The organism is Haloparvum alkalitolerans (assembly GCF_055381565.1).
The window spans coordinates 2,278,954-2,302,569 of the sequence record NZ_AP043938.1 but is presented as its reverse complement, the minus strand read 5'-3'; the positions used below and the strand labels follow the sequence as shown (position 1 = coordinate 2,302,569).

Annotated in this window: 27 protein-coding genes; 17 read left to right on the top strand and 10 right to left on the bottom strand. The window is 70.7% G+C overall.

The window, feature by feature from the left end; all coding sequences use genetic code 11:
* The first annotated feature begins 75 nt into the window (after positions 1-75).
* On the top strand, positions 76-699 hold the full coding sequence (locus ACZ432_RS13735; RefSeq protein ID WP_426961873.1) for a peroxidase-related enzyme: 624 nt from the start codon (positions 76-78) through the stop codon (positions 697-699).
* 85 nt (positions 700-784) lie between these two features.
* Positions 785-934, top strand: coding sequence for a DUF7557 family protein (locus tag ACZ432_RS13730; protein WP_426961874.1), 150 nt, complete (start codon positions 785-787; stop codon positions 932-934).
* A gap of 60 nt (positions 935-994) precedes the next feature.
* On the opposite strand, the gene ACZ432_RS13725 is transcribed toward ACZ432_RS13730, so the two are convergent.
* The 3 genes from ACZ432_RS13725 to ACZ432_RS13715 form a co-directional block, all read right to left on the bottom strand.
* A complete protein-coding gene (locus ACZ432_RS13725) occupies positions 995-1,447 on the bottom strand; it encodes a DUF5799 family protein (protein ID WP_426961875.1) in 453 nt (150 codons plus the stop codon).
* Positions 1,448-1,527: 80 nt separating this feature from the next.
* Positions 1,528-1,770 carry a DUF7508 domain-containing protein gene (locus tag ACZ432_RS13720; protein ID WP_426961876.1) on the bottom strand — a complete coding sequence of 81 codons (243 nt, stop codon included), beginning with the start codon at positions 1,768-1,770 and terminating at the stop codon, positions 1,528-1,530.
* Positions 1,767-2,231, bottom strand: a complete 465-nt coding sequence (locus ACZ432_RS13715) for a DUF5796 family protein (protein ID WP_426961877.1) — start codon at positions 2,229-2,231, stop codon at positions 1,767-1,769. Before ACZ432_RS13715 ends, ACZ432_RS13720 begins: the two co-directional genes overlap by 4 nt.
* A 154-nt stretch (positions 2,232-2,385) precedes the next feature.
* Between ACZ432_RS13715 and ACZ432_RS13710 the strand changes: the two genes are divergently transcribed.
* Genes ACZ432_RS13710 through ACZ432_RS13690 form a run of 5 tightly spaced genes read left to right on the top strand, consistent with a single transcriptional unit; the run spans position 2,386 to position 5,889 of the window.
* Positions 2,386-3,555 (top strand): hypothetical protein, encoded by a 1,170-nt coding sequence (locus tag ACZ432_RS13710; RefSeq protein WP_426961878.1) that lies wholly within the window; start codon positions 2,386-2,388, stop codon positions 3,553-3,555.
* A complete protein-coding gene (locus ACZ432_RS13705; RefSeq protein ID WP_426961879.1) occupies positions 3,552-4,016 on the top strand; it encodes a hypothetical protein in 465 nt (154 codons plus the stop codon). Before ACZ432_RS13710 ends, ACZ432_RS13705 begins: the two co-directional genes overlap by 4 nt.
* A gap of 34 nt (positions 4,017-4,050) precedes the next feature.
* Positions 4,051-4,614: a hypothetical protein gene (locus ACZ432_RS13700; protein WP_426961880.1), complete on the top strand. Its 564-nt coding sequence runs from the start codon at positions 4,051-4,053 to the stop codon at positions 4,612-4,614.
* A gap of 49 nt (positions 4,615-4,663) precedes the next feature.
* Entirely contained in the window at positions 4,664-5,560 is an 897-nt protein-coding gene (locus tag ACZ432_RS13695) for a shikimate kinase (protein WP_426961881.1), read from the top strand.
* Positions 5,561-5,592: 32 nt separating this feature from the next.
* Positions 5,593-5,889: a chorismate mutase gene (locus ACZ432_RS13690; protein ID WP_426961882.1), complete on the top strand. Its 297-nt coding sequence runs from the start codon at positions 5,593-5,595 to the stop codon at positions 5,887-5,889.
* Here ACZ432_RS13690 and ACZ432_RS13685 read toward each other — a convergent pair.
* Both ACZ432_RS13685 and ACZ432_RS13680 read right to left on the bottom strand, forming a co-directional pair.
* Positions 5,886-6,239, bottom strand: coding sequence for a type II toxin-antitoxin system PemK/MazF family toxin (locus tag ACZ432_RS13685; RefSeq protein ID WP_426961883.1), 354 nt, complete (start codon positions 6,237-6,239; stop codon positions 5,886-5,888). The two genes, ACZ432_RS13690 and ACZ432_RS13685, sit on opposite strands and share 4 nt — an antisense overlap.
* Before the next feature lie 3 nt (positions 6,240-6,242).
* On the bottom strand, positions 6,243-6,509 hold the full coding sequence (locus tag ACZ432_RS13680) for an AbrB/MazE/SpoVT family DNA-binding domain-containing protein (protein ID WP_058367500.1): 267 nt from the start codon (positions 6,507-6,509) through the stop codon (positions 6,243-6,245).
* Positions 6,510-6,801: 292 nt separating this feature from the next.
* Between ACZ432_RS13680 and ACZ432_RS13675 the strand changes: the two genes are divergently transcribed.
* The 4 genes from ACZ432_RS13675 to dnaK all read left to right on the top strand — a co-directional run bounded on the left by ACZ432_RS13675 (position 6,802) and on the right by dnaK (position 13,621).
* The gene (locus ACZ432_RS13675) at positions 6,802-7,263 is read left to right on the top strand and encodes an Lrp/AsnC family transcriptional regulator (RefSeq protein WP_058366065.1); all 462 of its coding nucleotides are present in this window, start codon (positions 6,802-6,804) and stop codon (positions 7,261-7,263) included.
* A gap of 290 nt (positions 7,264-7,553) precedes the next feature.
* Entirely contained in the window at positions 7,554-9,041 is a 1,488-nt protein-coding gene (locus tag ACZ432_RS13670; RefSeq protein WP_426961884.1) for a proton-conducting transporter transmembrane domain-containing protein, read from the top strand.
* Positions 9,031-11,472 carry a DUF2309 domain-containing protein gene (locus tag ACZ432_RS13665; protein WP_426961885.1) on the top strand — a complete coding sequence of 814 codons (2,442 nt, stop codon included), beginning with the start codon at positions 9,031-9,033 and terminating at the stop codon, positions 11,470-11,472. The genes ACZ432_RS13670 and ACZ432_RS13665 overlap by 11 nt, the downstream gene beginning before the upstream one ends.
* A 229-nt stretch (positions 11,473-11,701) precedes the next feature.
* Positions 11,702-13,621: a molecular chaperone DnaK gene (gene dnaK / locus ACZ432_RS13660; RefSeq protein ID WP_426961886.1), complete on the top strand. Its 1,920-nt coding sequence runs from the start codon at positions 11,702-11,704 to the stop codon at positions 13,619-13,621.
* 89 nt (positions 13,622-13,710) lie between these two features.
* On the opposite strand, the gene ACZ432_RS13655 is transcribed toward dnaK, so the two are convergent.
* Entirely contained in the window at positions 13,711-14,490 is a 780-nt protein-coding gene (locus ACZ432_RS13655) for a hypothetical protein (protein WP_426961887.1), read from the bottom strand.
* 173 nt (positions 14,491-14,663) lie between these two features.
* Between ACZ432_RS13655 and dnaJ the strand changes: the two genes are divergently transcribed.
* From dnaJ to ACZ432_RS13640, 3 genes are all read left to right on the top strand, one after another.
* Positions 14,664-15,815 (top strand): molecular chaperone DnaJ, encoded by a 1,152-nt coding sequence (gene dnaJ / locus ACZ432_RS13650; protein WP_426961888.1) that lies wholly within the window; start codon positions 14,664-14,666, stop codon positions 15,813-15,815.
* Between the two features lie 109 nt (positions 15,816-15,924).
* On the top strand, positions 15,925-16,245 hold the full coding sequence (locus ACZ432_RS13645) for a cupin domain-containing protein (protein ID WP_426961889.1): 321 nt from the start codon (positions 15,925-15,927) through the stop codon (positions 16,243-16,245).
* Positions 16,246-16,338: 93 nt separating this feature from the next.
* Positions 16,339-17,130, top strand: a complete 792-nt coding sequence (locus ACZ432_RS13640; protein ID WP_426961890.1) for a hypothetical protein — start codon at positions 16,339-16,341, stop codon at positions 17,128-17,130.
* Positions 17,131-17,536: 406 nt separating this feature from the next.
* Here the strand turns inward: ACZ432_RS13640 and rocF are convergent, their stop codons facing one another.
* Positions 17,537-18,442 carry an arginase gene (gene rocF / locus ACZ432_RS13635; RefSeq protein WP_426961891.1) on the bottom strand — a complete coding sequence of 302 codons (906 nt, stop codon included), beginning with the start codon at positions 18,440-18,442 and terminating at the stop codon, positions 17,537-17,539.
* Positions 18,443-18,577: 135 nt separating this feature from the next.
* On the opposite strand from rocF, the gene ACZ432_RS13630 reads away from it, so the two are divergent.
* From ACZ432_RS13630 to ACZ432_RS13620, 3 genes are all read left to right on the top strand, one after another.
* Positions 18,578-19,111, top strand: a complete 534-nt coding sequence (locus tag ACZ432_RS13630; protein ID WP_058365838.1) for an Rrf2 family transcriptional regulator — start codon at positions 18,578-18,580, stop codon at positions 19,109-19,111.
* A 445-nt stretch (positions 19,112-19,556) separates the two neighbouring features.
* The gene (locus ACZ432_RS13625; RefSeq protein ID WP_426962104.1) at positions 19,557-20,879 is read left to right on the top strand and encodes an MFS transporter; all 1,323 of its coding nucleotides are present in this window, start codon (positions 19,557-19,559) and stop codon (positions 20,877-20,879) included.
* A 1-nt stretch (position 20,880) separates the two neighbouring features.
* Complete coding sequence (locus tag ACZ432_RS13620; RefSeq protein ID WP_426961892.1) at positions 20,881-21,309, top strand: universal stress protein; 429 nt, start codon at positions 20,881-20,883, stop codon at positions 21,307-21,309.
* On the opposite strand, the gene ACZ432_RS13615 is transcribed toward ACZ432_RS13620, so the two are convergent.
* The 3 genes from ACZ432_RS13615 to ACZ432_RS13605 all read right to left on the bottom strand — a co-directional run bounded on the left by ACZ432_RS13615 (position 21,306) and on the right by ACZ432_RS13605 (position 23,607).
* Complete coding sequence (locus tag ACZ432_RS13615; RefSeq protein ID WP_426961893.1) at positions 21,306-21,998, bottom strand: hypothetical protein; 693 nt, start codon at positions 21,996-21,998, stop codon at positions 21,306-21,308. The genes ACZ432_RS13620 and ACZ432_RS13615 overlap by 4 nt on opposite strands.
* Positions 21,999-22,125: 127 nt before the next feature.
* The gene (locus ACZ432_RS13610; protein ID WP_426961894.1) at positions 22,126-22,332 is read right to left on the bottom strand and encodes a hypothetical protein; all 207 of its coding nucleotides are present in this window, start codon (positions 22,330-22,332) and stop codon (positions 22,126-22,128) included.
* 93 nt (positions 22,333-22,425) lie between these two features.
* On the bottom strand, positions 22,426-23,607 hold the full coding sequence (locus ACZ432_RS13605) for an NAD(P)/FAD-dependent oxidoreductase (RefSeq protein ID WP_426961895.1): 1,182 nt from the start codon (positions 23,605-23,607) through the stop codon (positions 22,426-22,428).
* Positions 23,608-23,616: the final 9 nt, after the last annotated feature.

The window sequence follows — 23,616 nt, the reverse complement described above, 5'->3', positions numbered from 1 at the left end:
CGCGTCGGCGGGCCTAAGGCGTTCGCGATCCGGCGCCGGTGAACCCTTTTGTCGGTGGGGCGCGCGGAGAGAGCCATGAGCGACGACGAGACCACCGACGGCTCGGCCGACGCGGACGGACCGACGCCCACACTCGCGGACGACGCCCAGCGGAACTTCCCGGTGCCGGCGTTCGAGGACCTGCCCGAAGACCTGCGGGACCGGATCTGCGAGGAGGCGGAGCGCGCGGGCTTCACGCCCAACGTGTTCGCGGCGCTGGCGTACAAGCCCTCGCACTTCCGGGCGTTCGTCGCCTACCACGACGCGCTGGTGGAGGACACCGACCTCGACCGCGCGGAGGTCGAGATGATCGTCGTGACCGTCTCCGGGCTCAACCACTGCCTCTACTGCAACGTCGCCCACGGCGCGCTCTGCCGGATCTACGCGAAGGACGCGGAGCTGGCCGACCAGCTCGTCTCCAACTACCGCACCGCGGACGTGAGCGAGAAGCGCCGCGTCATGCTCGACGTGGCCGCCAAGATAACCGAGTCGCCCTCGGCCGTCACGGCCGCGGACCGGGACCGGCTGCTGGAGGCCGGGTACTCCGAGGAGGAGGCGTGGGACGTCGCGTCCGTGGCCGCGTTCTTCAACCTCTCGAACCGCATGGCGACGTTCGCCGACTGGCGGCCGAACGAGGAGTTCTACGCGCTCGGGCGGTGACCGCTCTCCGGATCGACCGCGGACCCGGCCCCCGGCGGGGCGCTCGGCCCCCGCGCTTATGAGCCGGGACGCCGAACTCGGAGGTATGCCGCAGGTCCACCTCGACGACGAGACGGTCGAGCGCCTCGACGCGATGCGTGTCGACGGACAGGAGTACGACGATCTCGTCAACGAGCTGATCGACATCTACGAGGCCAACGAGATGACGATCCATCACGGGGGCGACGTGGAGTAGCCCGCCGCGGCCGCCGGGACCGCCGCTGTACAGAAAACCCGCACCACAGCCCGCGGTCGGCTACTCCTGGTACGCGACCCGCACCTGTTCCCACTTGCCGGTCTCCTCCAGCCGCGCCTGCAGTTCGTCGGCGTACTCCTGAACGAGCGCCTCGGCGGCGGCCAGCTCCTCGTCGCTCGGGCCGTCGTCGCCCCCGCCGCCGAGGCCGAGCGCGCCCTTGATCGAGGAGAGCACGCCGCCGTCCCCGCCCCCGCCGCCGTCGCTCGGGGCGCCGCCCATGGCGGCCATCCCCTCGCGGATGTTCCCCAGCTCCGGCATGATCGAGGGGAGCTTCGAGGTGTCGGCGACGACCCGCGCCGCCTCGGGGTCGTCGGCGTCCTCGATCTCGAACTCCGCGGCGGTCATGATCAGGCCCCACTCCTGGCTCGAGAAGCGGGAGTTCGCCACGCGGTCGTTGAACTCGCGGTCGACGGCCATGCGCTCGCCGACGACGGCGTCGGTCCAGTCGCTCATGGGAGTCCGTTGGACGAGCGGTCGCAAGAGCGTTGTGCTCGGCGCGCGCCGGCGGTCTCCGCGGACGCGGCGGGGCGCCGTTATCCTTCGTGTTCCCTCAGCAGGCGGTCGGCGTGGTCGCGCGACTGCGCGACGGTCCACCGGACCTGCGCCGCCTCGCCGTCGCCGTACGCGAGCGCCTCCTTCAGTTCGTCGCGGACGATCCCGCTGTCGATCCGCAGCGATTCGCCGTCCGCGTCCCCGAGTTCGTAGACCCCCGGCGCGTCGGGCGCCGCGGCGACGGTGCTGCGGTCGAGGTCCCGCCACGGCTTGCGGAGGCTCATTCCTCGGTGAAGCTCCCGACGCCATCGGTGGGCGGTTCGACGACTTCGAAGCTCCGTTCACCCCAGTCGTCCTCGACGAAGACGAACACGCGGCCGCCCGCGACCTCCGGGTCCGCCTCGACGTGAACGCGCTCGCCGGCGGCGCGGACCGCGACGCCGGGGAACAGCTCCTCCGACTCGCCGGCGCCGAGCATCACGCGGCCGACGCCGGTGTCCGCGAGGATCTCGTCGTGGGTGTTGTAGTCGTTCACGTAGGTCATCACGCCCTCCGTCTCGGTGGGGTCCGTGACGAGGACGTGGACCTCCTTGCCGGGGCCGGTACGGAGCGTCCCCTCGACGGGGTCGGGCGCGCCGCGGTAGAGCGTGTTCCGGCCGTCGAGGTACTCGACGACGACGCCCTCCTCGACGAGGTCGATGGGGAGCGTCTGCGGGGACACGTCGCTTCGCGATGGCGAGGACATACACGTGATTGCGCGCCCGCGGCCTAAAACGGAGCGTTCGACGGCGGCGAGCGTCCGGCGGCGGCGAGCGGCCGGCGGCGGGGAACGGCCGGGCCGCGGGCGCGATCAGGTCCTCGGGCGCAGACTTAAGGGCACGCGTGGACGACGCAAGACCATGGATCCGACGCGACGCCGGCTGCTCGCCGCGGGCGCGGGACTCGCGGGGGCGTCGTCGGCCGGATGCCTCGGCGGCGGCTCCGGCGTCGAGTATCCCGACAACGAGAGCGGCGCCGCTTCCGGCGGCGCGGCTGCCGACACGGCCGCGGACGGGACGGTCAACGAGCGCGTCGGCGAGAGAGTCGAGAACGAGGCGCTCGCTGAAGTGACCGCGAACATCCTGGACGAGATACACTGGTTCGCGACACGCTATCCCGACGCGATCCGGACCTACGTCGCGGCGACCACCCGGATCGTCGAGGCGATCATCGACACGCGCGAGCGGATCGTCGCGGCCGGCAAGACCGACCCGGAGTGGGTCGACGCGCTCGCGGGCACCACCGACGAGGAGATCCCGACCGCGAGCGACCCGCTTGAGCCGCATTTCTCCCCCGAGGCGTTTCTGAACAAGACCGCGAACAGACACCTCGAGATCGTCCGCCGGTTCGTGCGGCGCGGGGACACCGAACGCGTCGTCGAGGAGCTGGAACGGATGGAGACCTCCTTCCGGAGCCTCTCCAGCGCGAAGGCGGCGACGGAGCGCCACCCGCGCGACCCCATCAACAACCGGCTCCGTCGGTGGCTGACCGACGACCCGACCGACCCGTTCGTCTTCGGGCTCCGATACCCGACCGAGGATTTCGCGGGGTTCGCGTACGACCCGACGCACGTGAACTTCGAGGACACCGCGCCGATGCGGCTCCGCGGGGACCCGGTGGCCGAGGAGCGACGGGCGAGCGTCGACGAGCGACTCGGTCCCGTCAGGCAGTCGGCGGACCGAACCGACGAGCTGTACGTCTCCGTCGCCCGCTGGCCGACGCGCCCGTTCGACGGCCATCCCGACCGACTGGGCGGACAGGTCGTCCACGTGCAGCGGTACACCGACGCGGAGGCGGCCGCCGCGGCCCTCGACAGGGTGGTCGCCGCTGGTGCGACGGAGGGGCGCGACGACCCCCTCGGGTCGACGCCGTGGCACCGCTACTACTTCCCCCACGGGAACGGCGTGATGTACGGATACGTCGCGCGAGCGGGCGAGGCGCTGATCGCCTTCGGCTTCTCCGGGACCGCGTGGGAGGAGCGCGTGAGCTGGCGCGGCCCGCTGACCGACTGCTGGCTCGCCACCGTATGACCCGCGCCGTCGCGGCCGCGGTGCTGGCCGGGCTGTTTATCGCGACGGGGGTCGCCGTCGGCGCCGTCGGCGCGGTGACGACCGGCTGGGCGGAGGCGACCTTCGCGACCGACGCGGGCGGCGACGCCGCGCGGTTCGGTCCGATCTTCGTCGCGCAGCTCTACTTCGTCGCGTCGGCGACCGCGATGGCCGTGGCCCCGGCGGTCGCGGCGCCGCTCGGGCTCTCCTTCGGCTCCCGCGCACGCGAGGCGAGCGACGCCGCGCTCGTCTGCGGGACGGGCGCGCTCGTCGGCGGGTTCGGGTTCCTGTTGGCGGCGGTCGGACTCGTCGTCGCCTCGCAGGGCGCCGCCGCCGAGCAGGCGCACAGCCTGGGCGCGGCGCTTCGGCCGGCAGCGGTCGCCGCGCTCGCGTCCGGTACGGTCGGCGCCGTCGCCGGCGTCGTCGGGCAGCGTCTCGGGTGAGGGATTTATCGGGGCTCCGCGAGTACTGCGGGGCGTGTCCGAGGATCGACGCACGCGCCGCGGCGTGTTGGCCGTCTTCGCAGCCGCCGGGCTCGCGGGCTGTAGCGGCCTCGTCACGTCGGGCGAGGACCCGGCCGGGGCGGTCGACACGCCGACCGACGGCCCACCGACCGAGACGGCACAGCGGACGGCGACGCCGGAGCCGGCCACGCCGACGGAGACGCCGGCGTCGATCGAGACGCGCGCCCCGTCGGGCCCCGAGGAGGGGATCGAGGTCGTCGGCACCCGCCACCGCGTCCGGGCCGACGACGGGTACACCCGGGTCGACGCCGAGGTGACGCTCCGGAACACCGGCTCGTACACCTACCGCTGGCTGGAGGTGCGGATCGACGTGATCTACACCGACCCCGTCGGGGGCGAGGAGACCCGAGTGGTCTCGGGATACGCGGAACGCCGCTTCGACGACGGCTTCGCGAGCGGGACGGCGGACCTCGCGACGAACCTGCGCGCTCGCCGCGACGGGCGTGCGAACCGGTCGACCAACGACGCGGACTTCCACCTCGAACTGGCGCTTCGGCGCGTCGAGACGGTCGGATAGAACTCGCCGCGACCGCCACGCCTTTGTCGGCGTCACGCCCCGTACCGGTATGGAGGGACGCGCCGCGGCGCTCGGTGCCGGGACGGTGCTGAACGCGTTGGCGACCGGTACCGGTTCGGCGTTCGCGCTCGACGTGGAGACGCGTGCGACGGTGACGCTCGACCCGGCCAGCGACGGCGTCGACGGGACCGTCGCGGGTGCGCCCGACGCGGACACGGGGCTCGTGGAGCGCTGTGTCGCGCTCGCGACCGAGCGCTGGGGTGCCGGGGAGGGCGGCGCCGTCACCACCGACAGCGACGTGCCGATGGCCGCGGGGCTCAAAAGCTCCAGCGCGGCCGCGAACGCGACCGTCCTCGCGACCTGCGACGCGCTGGGGCTGACCGTCGGCGACGACCCGGACGACCCCGCCGTCGACGTCACCCGCGAGGCGGCCTGTCGGCTCGGCGTCCGGGCCGCTCGGGAGGCGGGCGTCACCGTGACCGGCGCGTTCGACGACGCCTCCGCGTCGATGCTCGGCGGCGTCACCGTCACCGACAACGACGCGGACGCGCTGCTGGCGCGGGAGCCGGTCGCGTGGGACGCCCTCGTCTGGACGCCGCCGGAGCGCGCCTACAGCGCGGACGCGGACGCCGAGCGCTGCGCGAACGTCGCGCCGATGGCCGAGCTGGTCGCGGACCTCGCGCTCGAGGGGCGGTTCGCGTCCGCGATGACCGTCAACGGCCTCGCGTTCTCCGCGGCGCTCGGCTTCTCCGCGGACCCCGCCGTGGAGGCGATGCCGCACGCGACCGGCGTCTCGCTGTCCGGCACCGGACCGAGCGTCGTCGCCGTCGCGGCCCCCGACGACCCGGCCGCCGACCTCGACGCCGTCGGCGAACTGTGGCGCGAGCGCCCCGGCGACGTCCGCCGCACGACGACCCGCAACGACGGCGCCCGAATTCTCGACTGATCACGACAACCAACCACACAGGAGAGACACTCATGAGCACCAACACACCCGACCCGGAGGAGATGTCGCTCGACGAACTACGCGCGGAGATCGAGGGGATCGACCGCGAGATCGTCGAACTGATCGCCCGCCGCACCTACGTGGCAGACACGGTCGCGCAGGTGAAGGAGGAACGAGACCTGCCGACGACCGACGAGGGACAGGAACAGCAGGTGATGGAACGCGCCGGCGAGAACGCCGAGCGCTTCGACGTCGACGCCAACCTCGTGAAGGCGATCTTCCGGCTGCTGATCGAGTTGAACAAAGTGGAGCAGCGGGAGAGTCGTTAGGGTTCTCTCAGACCGAGGCTGTATTCGAGTGCCTCGTCGACTTCCTCCAGACGGGATGCCGGCACGGAACCGAGAGTGGTCTTAATGCGATGTTCGATTGACACCGTGCGAATCTGACTACAGAGAGCGACCGAGTCCTCTCGGAGCGGAGATTCGGCAGCCGAGACGAGTACCTCGAACGGGTACAGTTCGTCTCCTCGCGAGGTCGTAAACGGGACGACGATGGTCGTCGGCGCGTTCTCGTTCCCAACGTCGTTTTGCACGACTAGACACGGTCGTGTTCCCCGTTGCTCTGACCCCTCTGTCGGGTCGAGCTTGACGATGACGACGTCTCCGCGTCGAACGTCCATCGATTACCACTCGGGGACATCACCGAGATACTCGCCGGCCTCGCGGGACACGTCGTCCATCTCCTCCGCAAGGGCTTCAGCCTCTGCTGCGCGCCGTTGGTACCCCTCAGCGAGTTCCTCACGAGTCAGCGGTTTCTCGATGGTGATTTTCCCGTCCTCTTCGTGAACCAGTACCTCGTCCCCGCCGCGGATACCCAGTTTCTCTCTCAGTTCTTTCGGGAGGGTTACTTGCCCCCGTTCACCGACCTTGCGTTCCTCGCTCCGGCTCATGCGTATTCATATCGTATTCATATCTAAATCCTTTTCGCTCGAAGAAGAGCTGAGAGGGGAGAGACCACCGACCCAATGCGCAACTTTCGTTCAGGGTACGAGATACTGAATCTCGACTCCTTGAACAAGGTGAAGCAGGGGGAGAGTCGGTAGCGATACCTCTTCCCTTCGGCTCCGATCTCTCGGTCGGCGGTGGGGCCGCGAGCGGGACGACGGTCGCCGGTCCCGCGTGCGGAGCCGGGACCCGCGGCCAGGCGAAGTTCCTTATAATCTCCGCGGGAAATTCGGGGGTATGGCGGATTACGAACTCGATGACGTCGACCGCGAGATCCTCTACGCGCTACAGGAAGACGCTCGCAACCTCTCGTCCGGCGAGATCGCGGAGCGAACCAGCGCCTCATCGAGCACGGTTCGCAAACGCATCCAGCGGCTCGAGTCGGAGGGCGTCATCAAGGGGTACAGCGCCGAGGTTGACTATCAGCGGTCCGGCTACCCCCTCCGAATGCTGCTGTTCTGTACGGCGCCGATCCCGGACCGGGGCGACCTCATCGACGAGATACTCGAGATCCCGAAAGTCGTCTCGGTACAGGAACTGGTGACGGGCGAGAAGAACCTCCTCGTCACGGCCGTCGGGGAGACGGACGGCGACATCACCCCGGTCGCGCAGGAACTGCTCGACATGGGACTGACCGTGGCCGACGAAGTGCTCGTCCGCAGCCACGAGTCGACCCCGTTCGACGACTTCCCGTCGTAACAGAGAACGACCCTCCCCGCTGCCGTTCCCGCGGCCGATCCACTCAGCCCGCCCCGCTCGTGTGGCGCCTCGCGAGCGGACCTGCCGGTCGGCGCTGCTGTGACGCTTACACGACCATAATGTTCTTTCATGCTCTTTGTTCGAACGAATTGTTACCACCGGTGGCTATAATAACCAGTCTGGTATAGGAGAGGGTGAAGACGACCAGCCCGTGCGAGTGGCGCCGGGAAGGGCGCCGGTCGGTCGGCGGTACGGCCCGGCCCGTGCTGGTCACGGAGAGGATCCGAATAATGGCGAGTCAACCACCATCGAACGAGACCGTACAACTCTCCGAAACAGCGACACCGTCGCCGTCGCTCGTTCCGCGGGTGTCGACCGTCGCGATGTGGGCGCTCTTCCTGCTCTGTTCTGGCGTGCTCGCGCTCGCCGTCACGAGCGGCGGCCGGTGGACGGTCGGGGGCGTCCTCGTCGTGGACGGGCTGACCGCGATCATGTGGGTCGTGGTCACCTTCTTCAGCGGCATCGTCCACAGCTACTCCCGCCGCTACATGGCGGGCGACCGCCATCTCGACGGGTTCTACGCGCGGATCTTCGCGTTCACGCTCGCGGTCATGACGATGACCGCGGCCGACCACGTCGCCCTCTTCGCGGTCATGTGGCTGGCGATGGGCCTCTGCATGGCGTCGCTCATCGGCCACGTCCGCGGGTGGAAACAGGCGCAGGCCGCCGCCGGGACCGCCCGCCGCTACTTCCTCGCGAGCAGCGGACTGCTCGGCGCGGGGTTGGTCGCGCTGACCTGGGCGACGGGATCGACCTCCATCGCGGGCATCCTCGGACAGGTCGGAACGGTCCCGCGGCCGGTCGCGCTCGGCGCCGTCGGCTGTCTCTTCCTCGCCGCGATCATCCAGTCGGCGCTGTTCCCGTTTCACACCTGGCTGCTGTCGTCCATGACGGCGCCGACCCCGGCGTCGGCCCTGATGCACGCCGGCTTCGTCAACGCCGGCGGCATCCTGTTGACGCGCTTCGCGCCGCTTTTGGCCGACGAGCCCGCGGTCATGTCGCTCCTCGTCGTCGTCGGCGCCTTCAGCGCCCTGCTCGGACAGGCGCTGCTGCTCGTCCAGACGGACATCAAGCGCGAACTCGGCGCCTCCACGATCGCGCAGATGGGCTTCATGATCCTCCAGTGCGGGCTCGGGTTCTTCGCCGCCGCGATCACCCACCTCATCCTTCACGGCTTCTACAAGGCGTACCTGTTCCTCTCGTCGGGGGCCGCCGTCGAGCAGACGGCTCCCGAGGGCCACCACCGCGCCGGCACGAGCCTCCCGAGCGTCGCCGTCAGCCTCCTCACGGCCGTCGGCGGCGGCGTGCTGTTCGCCCTCCTCACCGGGAAGGGAACGGAACTGAACAGCGGGCTCTTCCTGACGTTCGTGGTCGTCGTGACGACCATGCACGCGACCAGGGACATTCTCCGGCGGACGGCGCTGCCACCGTCGCTGCGGCTCGTCAGCGTGCCCCTCGTCGTCCTGACCGCCATCGGCACCTACGCCGTGCTGTTCGACGCCATCTCGGCGGTGATCGCGAGCACACCGATGGCGCAGGCGCCGACCGACCTGACGGCCGTGCACCTGGGCGTCGCCGCCGCGTTCGTCGCGTCGTACCTCGCGACGGAGCTCGGCTGGCATCGGTCCAACAAGCGGCTCTACGTCGCGCTGCTCAACGTGTCACAGCCGAGTCCGGACACGCTCCTCACGAGCAAGGAGGACTACGATGACGCGTAACGGAGACGCGCTCGCCGACAGCATCGACCGCGCGGCCGACGCCGTCGGCTCGGTCTGGCCGCTCCACTCGTTCGTCACGGCCAACCCCCTCTCGGGCTTCGAGGACCGCCCGTTCCACCGTGCGGTCGCAGAGGCCGAACGGCTGTTCGGCGGCCGCGGCTACCCGCATCCCGCCGTCTTTCGGCGTGCGTGGGAGGACGGCCGGATCGATCCCGAGGTGCTGACCGCTGAGCTCGACTCACACGGCGTCTCGGGGGATCCGGAGGCCCTGCTCGACGAGATGGCGGCGGCGGAGCCGAACCGGGAGAACGGGCCGGACAGGGAGAGCGAGCCGAGCCGGGAGAGCGAGCCGGACTCCGCGACGGAGACGCTCGACCGGCTCGTCTCGAAGTGGCTCGCCGCGTTCCTCGACCAGGGACGGGCGGAGTGGCCGATGCCGGACCGCGACCGCGGGTTCTACGCCGCCTGGCGCGAACTCGCGCCGTACGACGGGAGCGTCCCCGACTGTCGCGAGCCGTCGGACCTCCCCGAGACCCCGACCGAGGCGCTGGAGGCTGCGCTGGCCGACCACCCCGAGGAGCGCTGGGAGGCGATCTTCGAACGCCACCTCGCGGCGCTGCCGGGCTGGACCGGGTTCATCAAACAGCGGGCCAGCGGGTCCGCCGGGGGCTGGCAGTCGGCGGCGCCGATCTCGCTGCTCGAGTATCTCGCGGTGCGGCTGACGCTCGCCGACCTGCTGGGTGCGCCCGTCGACCCCGAGGAGCGGGGCGAACGCACCGGCGAGAGCGCGGACGCGGACGGTCCCCCGCTCGCGGAGATCTGGCTGACCGCGTGGGAGAAGAGCTACCGCGACCGCCTCCTCGAGGGCGTCGACCGGACGGCCACGGAGTCGTCGAGCGCGGAGGACGGCCCGCGGCCGGACGCACAGCTCGTCTTCTGTATCGACACTCGCTCGGAGATCATTCGGCGTCACGTCGAGTCCGCCGGCTCGTACGAGACGTTCGGCTACGCGGGCTTTTTCGGGATTCCGATGCGGTACCAGGGGTACCGGTCGGCGATCGAGACCGACGCCTGCCCGCCGATCGTCGAACCGCAACACCACATCATCGACCGCCCCAGGCCGGACCGGCGGAACGAGGAGGCGGTTCACAGGCGGTGGAGCCAGGTCGTCGGGGCGGCCCACAAGCACATCAAGGCGCTCAAGACCAACATCGCCGCCGCCTTCACCTTCGTCGAGGGCGGGGGTAGCGCCTACGGCGCGGCGATGGCGACACGGACGCTGCTCCCGGGGGCCGTCTCCGACCTGTCCGACGCCGTCGACGACAGGATCCCGAGCCCCTCCGAGTACTGCGCGCCCGCCGTCGACCGCCCGGCCGAGGAGCACGCCGACGGAGGGCTCCCGCGCGGGATGACCTTCGAGGAGAAGGTCGGCTACGCCGAGGCCGCGTTCGACCTGATGGGCTGGACGGAGTTCGCCCGGCTGGTCGTTTTCACGGGGCACGCGAGCGAGACGACGAACAACCCGTTCGCCTCCAGCCTCGACTGCGGCGCCTGCGCCGGCAATCCCGGCGGGCCGAACGCCCGCGTCCTCGCGGCGATCTGCAACGACGAGGACGTCCGCGACGCGCTCCGGGAGCGGGGGATCGACATCTCGGCCGACACCGTCTTCCTGGCCGGCGAGCACAACACGACCACCGACGAGATCACGCTGTTCGACGGCGACGTTCCGGAGAGCCACCGGGAGGACCTCGAGCGGCTCCGTGCGGACCTCTCGCGGGCGCGGACCGCCGCCGCGGCCGAGCGCGCGGAATCGATGACCCGTGCGGATCCCGAGGACGGCGTCCGCGAGACGGAGCGCCGGACGGCCGACTGGGCGGAGACCCGCCCCGAGTGGGGGCTGGCCGGCAACGCCTCGTTCGTCGTCGGCTCCCGGGAGCTGACCGAAGACCGGGACCTCGACGGTCGGGCGTTCCTACACTCCTACGACTGGACCACCGACCAGAACGGCGAGGCGCTCGAGGCGATCATGACCGGGCCGCTCGTCGTCACCCAGTGGATCAACAACCAGTACTACTTCGCGACCGTGGACAACGGCGTGTACGGGAGCGGCTCCAAGGTCACGCAGAACCCCCGCGGCAACATCGGCGTCGTACAGGGCAACGGCGGCGACCTGATGACGGGGCTCCCGCTCCAGTCGCTCAAGGCGGACGACGAGCGGGAGTACCACCAGCCGCTCCGGCTCACGACCGTCATCCACGCCCCGGTCGACCGGGTCACGGACGTCCTCCGCCGGCACGAGGAGGTCGCGGACCTGGTCGACAACGGCTGGATCTCGCTGACCGTCGTGGATCCCGAGCAGGACGACGCCGTGGTCCACTACTGCGGCGGACTGGAGTGGGAGCCGCGGCAGTCGGAACCGCTCGTGCATTAGCTCGGCGCCCCCGGCCGCGGTCGTCTCCACGGCACGAACCGAACCGGCCGCGGATCGAACCGACCGCGGATCGAACCGGTCGCGACTGTGCTTGTGGATCGGCATAAATACACCGACCGGACGAGACGACGGAATGAGAAAACCGACAGCAAGCGGCGGGATGGACTCGCGCGGCGTGTCGCCTCGTCTAGTAACGTTTAACCGACGCTAGCCGATACTGTTGGGCAAGATGGCGAGCAACAAAATCCTCGGTATCGACCTCGGTACCACCAACTCCGCCTTTGCGGTGATGGAGGGTAGCGAGCCCGAGATCATCGCGAACGCGGAGGGCGACCGTACGACGCCCTCCATCGTCGGGTTCTCGGACGACGGTGAACGGCTCGTCGGGAAGCCGGCGAAGAACCAGGCGGTTCAGAACCCCGACCGGACGATCCAGTCCATCAAGCGGCACATGGGCGAGGAGGACTACACGGTCGAGGTCGACGACGAGGAGTACACGCCGGAGCAGATCTCGGCGATGATCCTCCAGAAGATCAAACACGACGCCGAGGAGTACCTCGGCGACGACGTCGAGAAGGCGGTCATCACGGTCCCCGCCTACTTCAACGACAAGCAGCGTCAGGCCACGAAGGACGCCGGCGAGATCGCCGGCCTCGAGGTCGAGCGCATCGTCAACGAGCCGACCGCGGCCGCGATGGCGTACGGGCTCGACGACGACTCGGACCAGACCGTTCTCGTCTACGACCTCGGGGGCGGCACCTTCGACGTCTCCATCCTCGACCTGGGCGGCGGCGTCTACGAGGTCGTCGCGACGAACGGGGACAACGACCTCGGCGGCGACGACTGGGACGAGGCGATCATCGACTACCTCGCCGACGAGTTCGAGAACGACCACGGCATCGACCTCCGCGAGGACCGCCAGGCCCTTCAGCGGCTCACCGAGGCGGCCGAGGAGGCGAAGATCGAGCTCTCCAACAAGAAGGAGACGACTGTCAACCTGCCGTTCATCACCGCGACCGACTCCGGTCCGGTCCACCTCGAGGAGTCGATCACCCGCGCGACGTTCGAGTCGATCACGGAGGACCTCATCGACCGCACCGTCGGGCCGACGGAGCAGGCGCTCTCAGACGCCGGCTACGACAAGGGCGACATCGACGAGGTCATCCTCGTCGGCGGCTCCACCCGGATGCCGCAGGTCCAGGAGCAGGTCGAGGAGCTCATCGGCCAGGAGCCGAAGAAGAACGTCAACCCCGACGAGGCGGTCGCGCTCGGCGCGGCCATCCAGGGCGGCGTGCTCGGCGGCGAGGTCGACGACATCGTCCTGCTCGACGTGACCCCCCTCTCGCTCGGTATCGAGGTGAAGGGCGGGCTCTTCGAGCGGCTCATCGAGAAGAACACCACCATCCCGACCGAGGAGTCGAAGGTGTTCACCACGGCCGCGGACAACCAGACCTCCGTGCAGGTCCGCGTCTTCCAGGGCGAACGCGAGATCGCCGAGGAGAACGAGCTGCTCGGCGCGTTCCAGCTCACCGGCATCCCGCCGGCGCCCGCGGGCACTCCCCAGATCGAGGTCTCCTTCAGCATCGACGAGAACGGCATCGTCAACGTCGAGGCCGAGGACCAGGGCTCGGGCAACGCCGAGTCGATCACCATCGAGGGCGGCGCGGGCCTCTCGGACGAGGAGATCGAGCAGATGCAGGAGGAGGCCGAACAGCACGCCGAGGAGGACGAGAAGCGCCGCGAGCGCATCGAGGCCCGCAACGAGGCCGAGGGCGCGGTCCAGCGCGCCGAGACCCTCATCGACGAGAACGAGGAGGAGCTCGACGCGGACCTGATCGACGACATCGAGGCGGAGATCGAGTCGCTCGAGGCGGTTCTCGAGGACGAGGACGCCTCGATCGAGGAGCTGGAGGAGGCAACCGAGTCGCTCTCCGAGGCGCTCCAGGAGATCGGCAAGCAGATGTACCAGGAGCAGGCCGCCGCCGGCGGCGCCGGCGCGGCCGGCGGGCCGGGCGGCGCTGGCCCCGGCGGTGCGGCCGGTCCCGGCGGCGCAGCCGGTCCCGGCGGTGCGGGCCCCGAGGGCGGCGACGACGAGGAGTACGTCGACGCCGACTTCGAGGACGTCGACGACGAGGCCGACGAGGAGTAGACCGCTTCACGCGGCCGCGACCGTTCGCGGGCGAGCTTTTTCGAACGACTGACCGTCGACCGACCGGAGACCGTCCCGGTCGACGGACGCTATTCTCGAAGCCTCGAGAGCAGGCTGTCGAACCCCTCGCCCCGCGGCTCGTGATCGTCGCTCGCGGTGCCGGGTTCCGGCAGATCGACGGGATGGAGCCGCTCGTCGGTGAGTTCGAGCAGGCGATCCAGCCGCGGGAACGACGCACGGAGGGACGGGACCGCCCCGGGGGCGCACTCCTCGTCGGCCTGCAGCACCGACCGCGAGTCGGTCAGCACCGGGACGATCGACAGCGGGGTCGACCGGTAGAGCACCTCGTAGGCGGGGATCCCGTCGGGCGCGTACTCGGAGGAGGCCGCGCTCGATCCGTTCTGGCCACCGCCGTTCAGAAGCTTCGACGCCGGAATCGTCCCGAGGATCACGTCGACGTTCCGGGCGAGCACCGCGAGCCGGCGACCGGGATCGGCGTCCTCGCTCTGGCTCCCGTACACTTTCGCCGGATCGCGGTCGTCCTCGGCGTTCCCCAGGAGTCCGTCGACCACGTCGTCGAAATGGCTCGCCTCCGTCTCGCTCCGCCAGATCCGTATCTCCGTCTCCGACCCGAACAGGCCGCCGCCCGCGACGGTGAACTCGTAGTGGGCGATGTCCCGGCCGTCGGCGGGCGGCGCCGGCTCCTCGCCGCCAGTCCACGCGGTCACGGCCTTGGCGAGGTCCGTGTTCATCGACACCTCGGCGTCGCTTCGCTCGGCCGCGAGCCCGAGCCCGACCGGGAGGTCCGTCCGCGGCGCGTTCGGCGGAACGAGCACCGCGGCATCGACCCGGCCTTTGCTGTCGAACATGTGAGAGAACGGACGGGGACCCGCAATGTGCGTTTCGGTGTCACGGTTGGTGCGGGCGGCGCGCGTGACAAGACGTGCGGTACGGCGGACGTGACGGTCGGTCCGGGGTATCCGGCGCGTCCGCCGCGCAACCCGTCTTTTCAAGTGTTTCAACTGGCTATGGGCGATAACGAATGAGCGAGGACTTCTACGACGTGCTCGGGGTTTCGCGGGACGCCGACGAGGACGAGATCACGAAGGCCTACCGCAAGAAGGCCGCCCAGTACCACCCCGACGTGAGCGACGAGGACGACGCCGAGGAGAAGTTCAAGAAGATCCAGAAGGCCAAGGAGGTGCTGACCGACGAAGAGAAGCGCCGCCAGTACGACCAGATGGGCCACGAGCGGTTCCAGGAAGCGGAGAAACACGGCGCGACCGGCGGCGGTGCGGGCGGCGCGGGCGGATTCGGCGGCGCGGGCGGCGCCGGCGGCTTCGAGGACATCTTCAACCAGTTCTTCGGCGGCGGTCGCGGCGGTGGCGGCCGCGGCGGTCGCGACAACAGGCCGCGGAAGGGACAGGACCTCCGGACGGGCCTCACCGTCGACCTGGAGGAGGCGTTCGAGGGAACGACCAAGCAGCTCACGGTCACGCGACCGGAGACGTGCCCCGAGTGCGACGGCCGCGGGCACCCCGAGGACGCGGACGTCTCCGCCTGTCAGCAGTGCGGCGGGCAGGGACAGGTGACGCAGGTCCAGCAGACGCCGCTCGGGCGCGTCCAGCAGACCACCACTTGTCCGCGGTGTGACGGCGCCGGCGAGACGTACAGCGAGTCCTGTTCGACCTGCGGCGGCGACGGCGTCGCGCGCAACGAGGCGACGCTGACCGTCGAGGTGCCCGCCGGCATCCGCTCCGGGCAGAGCCTCCGCATGGAGGGCGAGGGCGCGCCCGGCGAGAACGGCGGCCCGAACGGCGACCTGCTCGTGGAGGTCGACGTGGACGTGGGCGAGCGCTTCGAGCGCGACGGCGCCGACCTCCACGTCCACGAGGCGGTCTCGTTCCCGCAGGCGGTCTTCGGCGACACGGTGCCGGTCGAGACCGTCGACGGCACCGTCGAGATGGACGTGCCCGCGGGCACCCAGAGCGGCGAGACGTTCCGCCTGCGCGGCAAGGGGATGCCGAAGATCCGCGGCCGCGGTCGCGGCGACCTCTTCGTGCAGGTGCAGGTCGTCGTCCCCGACTCGCTCAACGAGGAGCAGCGCGAGGCGCTGGAGGCGTTCGCCGAGGCCGGCGGCGAGGAGATCGATGTCGACCAGGGCTTCTTCGAGAAGCTGAAGAACACGTTCTGAGGGCGGCAGCCAGCGGCCGTTCTCGGGCCGGGTCCGCGACCGTCCCGCCTCCCGGGCCCTCGCTCCCGCCGTCCCCTTTTTGCTCGCGGCGACCCAACACGCGGTCGCAATGAGCTACGACAGCGTCACCGCGACCGACGTGGACCCGCGCGCGCCCGGCATGCACTTCCTCCGGGACGCGCTCGACTGCGAGAACCTCGGGATCACCCTCGTCGAGGCCGACGACGGTTGGGAGGGGATGGAGCACGACCACGCCGAGGACGGACAGGAGGAAGTGTACCTGCTCGTCGACGGTTCGGCCACGCTGACCGTCGAGGGCGAGACCGTCGACCTCGAACCGGGCGACGCCGTGCGCGTCGACGGGAGCGACACGCGGAGCCTCTCCTTCGGGGCCGACGACTCCCGGATGGTCATCGCGGGCGCGCCCTGACCCGCCCCCACCGGTCCGGTCTGCCCTCCGCATTCGGCCGCGCCCTCGTGTGCGACCGCCGGAGCCTTGAGCCCTCCCCACGACGTCCCCCACATGCACGTCGTCGGGGACCTGCTCGCACGCGACCGACGGAGCGACGCCCCCGCGCTCGTCACGCCCGACGGGCGCGAGCGGAGCTATCACGAGCTGATCACGAACGCCTACAAGGCCGGTAACGTCCTTCGCTACCTCGGACTCGGCGCCGGGCGCACGCTGGCGGCCGCGCCCGTCCCCGCGCTCCCGCCGGTGCTGGCGTTCCTCGGCGCGGCCCAACTCGGCGCGGCGACGCGGTTCGACCCCGCCGCTGGCGCCGACGCGGGCGACCGCGTCCTGCTGGTCCCCGCGACCGAGGAGGCCGCCTACGACCCGGCACCCGGAACGCAGCTCGCGGTCTTCGGCGGCGACCCGACCGCCCCCGAGACGACGGACTGGGAGGAGTCCGTCTGGAGCGAGAACCCCGCCTTTCCGCCGTCGGATCTGGACCCCGAGACGCCGCTCCTTCTGTCGGCCGGGGCGGCGGGCCGTGACCGGGCCGGACGCGACGGGACTGCGGCCGACGGGACCGAGCGCGACGCCGTGAGCCACGGGGGCGGGCTCGCGGCCGCCGCTGAGGTGACGGAGCGGTACGGGCTCGACGCCGACTCCCGGGTCGTCCTCCGCGCGCCCCTGTCGGACCCCGCCGCGGTCGTCGCCGGGCTCCTCGCCCCGCTGTCGGTCGGCGGGACGGCCGTACTCGCGGATCCCGCCGAGACTGGGGCCGAGGCACCGGTCCGGGGCGAGGTCGCGGTAACCGCGGGCGAGGCCCCCGAGCCGGCCGCGCTCGACCCCGCGGACGTGCCGCTGTAACGGCGATCGGCTGACACGCTCGCCACGGAGCGACTTCTGTGTCCGTCTCGGTTGCAGTTCCTGCTGCTGGGGACGGCAACATACAGAAAACCCCAGCCGGCTCTTTCAGTCCCACCCACCGCGACTGCCCCGCTCCGCACCGCGACTGCCCCGCTCCGCACCGCGACTGCCCCGCTCCGCACCGCGACTGCCCCGCTCCGCACCGCGACTGCCCCGCTCCGCACCGCGACTGCCCCGCTCCGCACCGCGACTGCCCCGCTCCGCACCGCGACTGCCCCGCTCCGCACCGCGACCGCACCGCAGCCTCACACCTCCCCAGCCTCGGCGGCGGCGCGGCCGCGGGACCGCACCGCATCGCGGCCGCGCTACCGCCTCCCTCGCACGCGTTTCTCGCGCGCGCCGACCGCTACAGCACGCGCTTGCCGAACGCGCTGGCGGCGAGTTCCGTCGCGAGCTCCGCGGTCTCGTTGTGCTGGTCCAGCGTGGGGTTCACCTCGACGAGCTCCATCGACCGGAGGAGGTCGCTCTCGGCGACCTGCTCCATCGCGGAGTGGGCCTCGCGGTAGGTGACCCCGCCGCGGACGGGCGTCCCGACGCCGGCCGCCTCGTGGGGGTCGAGCCAGTCGAGGTCGAGGCTCGCGTGGACGCCGTCGACGCCGGTCCCCGCGATCGCGAGCGCCTCCTCCACGACCGGCGTGACGCCGCGGCGGTCGATCTCCGACATGGTGAACGCGGTCACCTCGCTCTCGCGGATGAACTCCGCCTCCGCCTCGTCGACGCTCCGGAGGCCGACGATGACGACGTTCTCGGGACTGAGCCCGGCGGCGTTCGCCCACTCGGTGTCCGCGAACTCGCCGACGCCGAGCGCGGCCGCCAGCGGCATCCCGTGGACGTTACCGGAGGGCGTCGTCGTCGGCGTGTTGAGGTCCGCGTGCGCGTCGAACCACACCGCGCCGATCTCGGCGTCGCGCGCGGATCCGACCAGCGACCCGATGGCGATGGAGTGGTCGCCGCCGAGCGCGAGCGGCACCTCTCCGTCCGCGAGCGTCGCCGCCACCTCGTCGCCGAGGCGACGGCACACGTCGGCCGTCTCGCGGAGGAACTTCGCGGAACCCTCCGCGGGCGCTTCCGCGTCGGGGTCGCGCTCCTCGGCGCGCGGGACGAGGAGGTCGCCCGAGTCGACGGTGTCGACGCCGGCGCTCGCGAGCTGGTCGGCGAGGCCGGCGTAGCGGATCGCTGACGGTCCCATGTCGACGCCGCGTCGGTTCGCGCCGTAGTCGGTCGGCGCGCCGATGATCCGAACTGTGCGCATGTCCGTCACTCGACCGCCGTGAGGCTTCAAGCCCCCGCATCTCCACGACCGGTCGCACCCCGGTCCCCCGGCCGGCCCGGTCGGGCGGTCGAACCTTCCACCGGGTTTAAGCGGGCCGGCCGAGTAGTAGGTCGCATGTCATCGATCGAGCTGACGTCCAGTCAGAAGACGATTCTGACTGCGCTGATCAACCTCTACCGCGAGGAGGAGGACGCCGTAAAGGGCGAAGCGATCGCCGAGGAAGTCGACCGCAACCCCGGTACCATCCGCAACCAGATGCAGAGCCTGAAAGCGCTCCAGCTGGTCGAGGGCGTCCCCGGTCCGAAGGGCGGCTACAAGCCGACCGCGAACGCCTACGAGGCGCTGGACGTCCAGCGCATGGACGAGCCCGCGTTCGTCCCGCTGGAACACGAGGGCGAGCCGGTCGAGTCGGTCAACGTCGAGGGGATCGACCTCTCGAGCGTCCACCATCCTGAGCTCTGCCGCGCGGAGGTCCACATTCAGGGTTCGGTCCGCGAGTTCCACGAGGGCGACTCCGTCACCGTCGGTCCGACGCCGCTCTCGAAACTGCTCATCGAGGGCACCGTCGACGGGAAAGACGACACCGCCAACATCCTGATCCTCCGGATCGACGACATGCGCGCACCGGCCGAGGAACCGGCGCACTGACCTCGCCCTCCCGCCTCCCGCGCCCCGCGCGCACCGACGAGCCGACCGTCGCGCCGCCGCGTCGGCCCTTTCTCACCTCTCCTCTTTCCCCGTCCGCGCCGGCCCTTTTTGTCCCCGTCTCCATCCGCGCCGGCCACTTTTGTCCCCGTCCGCGGTCGGACGTTTCTCGGCGAGCCGTTCTCAGAGGACCGGCGCTGGTGACCGAACGGTCGGTAAATCCCGGTAATCCGTCCGAAACGTGAGGGGATGGCCTTATATTCCGGGGGTATCCCCCGCCGAGTCGGGAGATATCGGGAGGGATCCAACGAGTAATACCGATACTCACACAGCCGTTAAGTGCGTGTTCGGGCGAGCGGTAGACGAAAATGTGGTCGTACATCCATGATCCGAGTGCATCCGTAGGTGATCGTTTACCTCTTCTCGAAGTCGGTGGTGAGGTGTTCGCCTGATGGAGGGGAAGTGGCGGACGCTGGTGCTCGCCACGGTGATGTTCAACCTCGGATTCGTCATCTGGTTCTCCTTCGCCCCGTTCACCGGCGGGATCGCGGAGGAGTTCGGGCTCTCGGTGGCGGACCTCGCGGTCGTCTCCAGCGCCGCGGTGATCGCCGTGCCGCTCGGTCGGATCGTCGTCGGACCGCTCACGGACAGGTACGGCGCGCCGGTGACCGCGGGGGCGACGATGGTGCTCGTCGGGACGTTCGCGGTGATCAGCGCGTTCGCCGCGACCTACGAGGTGTTCATCGGCTCGCGGGTCGTCGCGTCGCTGTCGGGGATCACCTTCGTCATCGGCATCCAGCACGTCTCCGAGTGGTTCGAGGAGGAGAACCTCGGGCTCGCGGAGGGGATCTTCGCAGGGGTCGGCAACGCGGGCGCCGGTCTCGGCGCGTACTTCACGCTCCCCCGAATCTTCGGGGCGGGATGGAACGGCCCCCTGTTCGCGACCAACTGGCGCGCGGCGTTCTTCTACACCGGGGCGTTCGCGGTGCTCGTGGGGGTCGTCTACTTCCTCCTCGGCGAGGCGGCGAAGTCCGACGCGAAGCGGCAGGCGACCAAGGAGAGCGCAGGGGTTCGCGAGTGGCTCTACATCGCCACGCGCTACGGCGCCGTCGCGCTCTCGGCCGCGTACGTGATGACGTTCGGCCTCGAGCTCGCGATGAACGGCTGGCTCGGCACCTACTACCGCGAGGCGTTCGGCCAGGGGGACGTGGTGATCGCGGCCACGTTCGCGGCGACGTTCTCGGTCGCGGCGGGGCTGCTCCGTCCCATCGGGGGCTACGTCAGCGACGTGGTCGCGCGCAACGAGACCGAACTCCTCCCGTGGTTCGACGGCCGCCACCGCGAGCAGTGGACGTTCGCGACGCTGGTCTTCGTCGTCTTCGCGATGGTCGGGATGACCGGCGCGGGGCTGACGGGCAACGTCTACGTCGCGGTCGCCGCGGGCTTCCTCGTCGGCCTCGGCTGCGCGTTCGCCGAGGGCGCCATCTTCGCGCAGGTGCCCGCGATGTTCCCCGACAGTTCCGGCTCCGTCACCGGCGTCGTCGGCGGGATCGGCTCCTCCGGCGGGTCGCTGTACCCCCTGATCTTCGGCGCGGCGCTCCTGCCCAACCTCCACGTCGGCTACGCGGTCGCAGCAGCGACGATGGTCCCGATCCTCGGGCTGGCCGCGTGGGTGTTCCGCCCGCACGTCGCCGAGCGGGCCACGACCGGCGGGTGGATCGTCGACGCGCCCGAGCGGACCGAGACCGCGGCCCCGGCGGGGGACGACTGACGTGTACGACGAGATCCTGCTCCCGACCGACGGGAGCGAGGGCGCCGCCGCAGCCTACGACCACGCGCTGACGGTCGCGGAGCGGTTCGACGCCCGCGTGCACCCCCTCTACGTGGTCAACACCACCTACTCGGACGTGGGCGCCACGGGAACGCCTCGGTCGGAACTCCGCGAGCGAGGTGAGAAGGCGGTCGCAGAACTGGCCGACCGCGCGACAGAAGCGGGTCTCGACGCGGTCACGCACGTCGTCGAGGGCGACCCGTTCCGCGAGATCCGGTCGTTCGCGAACGCGGAGGCGGACCTGATCGTGATGGCGACGCGGGGGCGGAGCGGGCTGGACCGATACCTGCTCGGCAGCGTCACGGAGAAACTGGTCCGCACCGCGGACGTGCCGGTTCTGACCGTGCGGGGCGGCGGGAAGAGCGGCTAGTTCGCGAGCCGCCATCGGTAGCGGGCCGCGGTCGCGCGACACGTCGCGAAGTGCCGCGACTCGGCCGCGAATCCGACCGTGGTGGACCGCTTCAGCTCGTCGCCCGCGGTCGCGTTCCAGCGGGCCGTCCGGCCGTCGACCCGCGCGTCGCCGCCCGCCGAGGCGACGTGGTCCGCGGGACCGACGACGCGCAGGACGTCCGCGCCGACGTACGGCGACCCCTCGCCGCCGATCGCCCACGGCGGCCCCGACGAGGCGTGGAACGCGACGAGAACGACCTCGTCGCCGACCGCGACCGCCGCGTCCGGGTCCTCGTAGCTGACCACCAGCGTCTCTCCCGCGAGGCGCGTCGTCACGTTCCGCGGCTCCGCGGCCGTCCGGAGGTCGTCGAGCGCGTCGTCGACGACCGCATCGCGCAGCGAGTCGTTCGCCAGGGGCGTCGCCCCCGTCTCCAACTCCACGCGCGCGGTCCACGTCGTCGTCGCGTCCGCGCCGACGCGAACCGTCTGACTCGTCGCGCCGCGCTCGACGGCCACGCCCCGGTCGGCGGCCGCGTCGTCGAGCGCGTCCGTACAGACGAGGCAGGCCGCCTGCGGGGGCGCGACCGCGGCACCGAGGCCGACGGCGCCGGTCGCGAGCAGTGCGAGCGCGACGAGTCCGTGAGTCACGAGTACGCGTCTGGAGGGCATCGGTCGAGGGTGCTGCTCGGCCGACAAGGAACTGTCGGTGGGAGGGGCGGGGACTCGTCCGCCAGAAGATCGGAGCGCCGGGAGCGTCCGCTCCGCTCGAGCGAGCGACGGTGACCGGCCGCGCCCGTCATCTGACCCTGCGCCTGACGAACAGGAGCGCCAGCCCCCCGACCGCCGTGGCGGTGCCGACGAGCTGGCCGGCGAGACTCGACAGCGTCTCGTAGCCGCGCGCCGCGTCCGCGACCTCCGCGAGAAACAGGATACACACGCCGAGCTGGAAGACGATGACCAGAAGCAGTTCCGTCACGGGAGGGTCGGATACGGTGGAGGGCACGTCTCCGCGTTCTCGAACGACCACAAAAAGCCTCCCGGCACTTCGCGGTGGGACGACGCTGCCGAAGGCGGCGGGTGACGCCGGCGGCCGGCCTTACATGTCGCCGAACGCGTCGAAGCCGCGTCCGACCGAGGAGACCTTCGCGATCCAGCGCGAGGCGATCCCCTTCTTCAGCATCTTCGCTCCCGGGCCGCCGAACGTCTTGATCGGGACGCCCTGCACGTCGTGGGCGACCGCCTTGTCGCCGACGGAGATGACGGTCCCCTTGTCCTCGTGGCGCCACGTCTGGAGGGGCGCGCCGCGGACGGCGCGGGCGAGGTTCTCGCCGGCGACCTCCGCGGCCTGCCAGGCGGCCTGCGCGGTCGGCGGGGCCACGTCGTCCTCGCCCTGGTCCACGAGCGCGGTGTCGCCGATGGCGAACACGTTGTCGTCGCTGGTGGTGAAGTCGGACTCCGCGACCACGCGGTTCGAGCGGTCGTCCTTCTCCACGTCGACGTTCTCCAGTTCCTCGCGCCCCGTGATGCCGCCGGTCCAGATCAGCACGTCGTAGGGCAGCTCCTCGGCGTCCTCGTCCTCGCCGCCGCCGAGGTAGACGGACTCCTCGTCGGCCTTCGAGATGAAGTCGCCGGTGAGGATCTCGACGTCCTTCTCCAACAGGCGCTTGCGGAGCGCGCCCTGGATCTCGGGGTCGTTGCCCGGGAAGATCTCGTCGAGCCCCTCGATCAGCTTGATGTCTATCGGCGCGCGGTGCTTGTCGCGGTACTCCGCGATCTCCCCGGCGGTCTGGATGCCCGAGAGGCCGGCGCCGCCGACGAGCACCTGCGCGGGGTCGGACTGGGTCGCCTCGGTCGCCGCCTCGCGGACGTCCTCGTGGATGTCGTGGGCGTCCTGGAGGCTCTTGAGCTGGTGGGCGTTCTCCCGGAGCCCGTCGATGCCGAAGAAGGCGGTCGTGGAGCCGACCGCGAGCAGGAGGTAGTCGTAGTCGACGCCGTCACCGTCCTCGAGTTCGACGACCCGATCGTCGGTGTCGACGCCGGTGACGCGGTCCTTCACGAAGTCGGTGCTCGGCGACTTGATCTCCGAGACCGGGACCGTGACCTTCGACTCCACCGCGGGGTCGCGGATGACGCGGTGGACCTCGTGGAGCACCAGGTGGTACTCGTGTTCGGAGATCCACGTCAGCTCCGCCTCGCCGTCGCGTATCTCGTCCTCGAACGCCTTCACGGTGCCGGCACCGGCGTACCCGGAGCCGACCACGACGACCTGAGTTGTCATGTGGTTCAG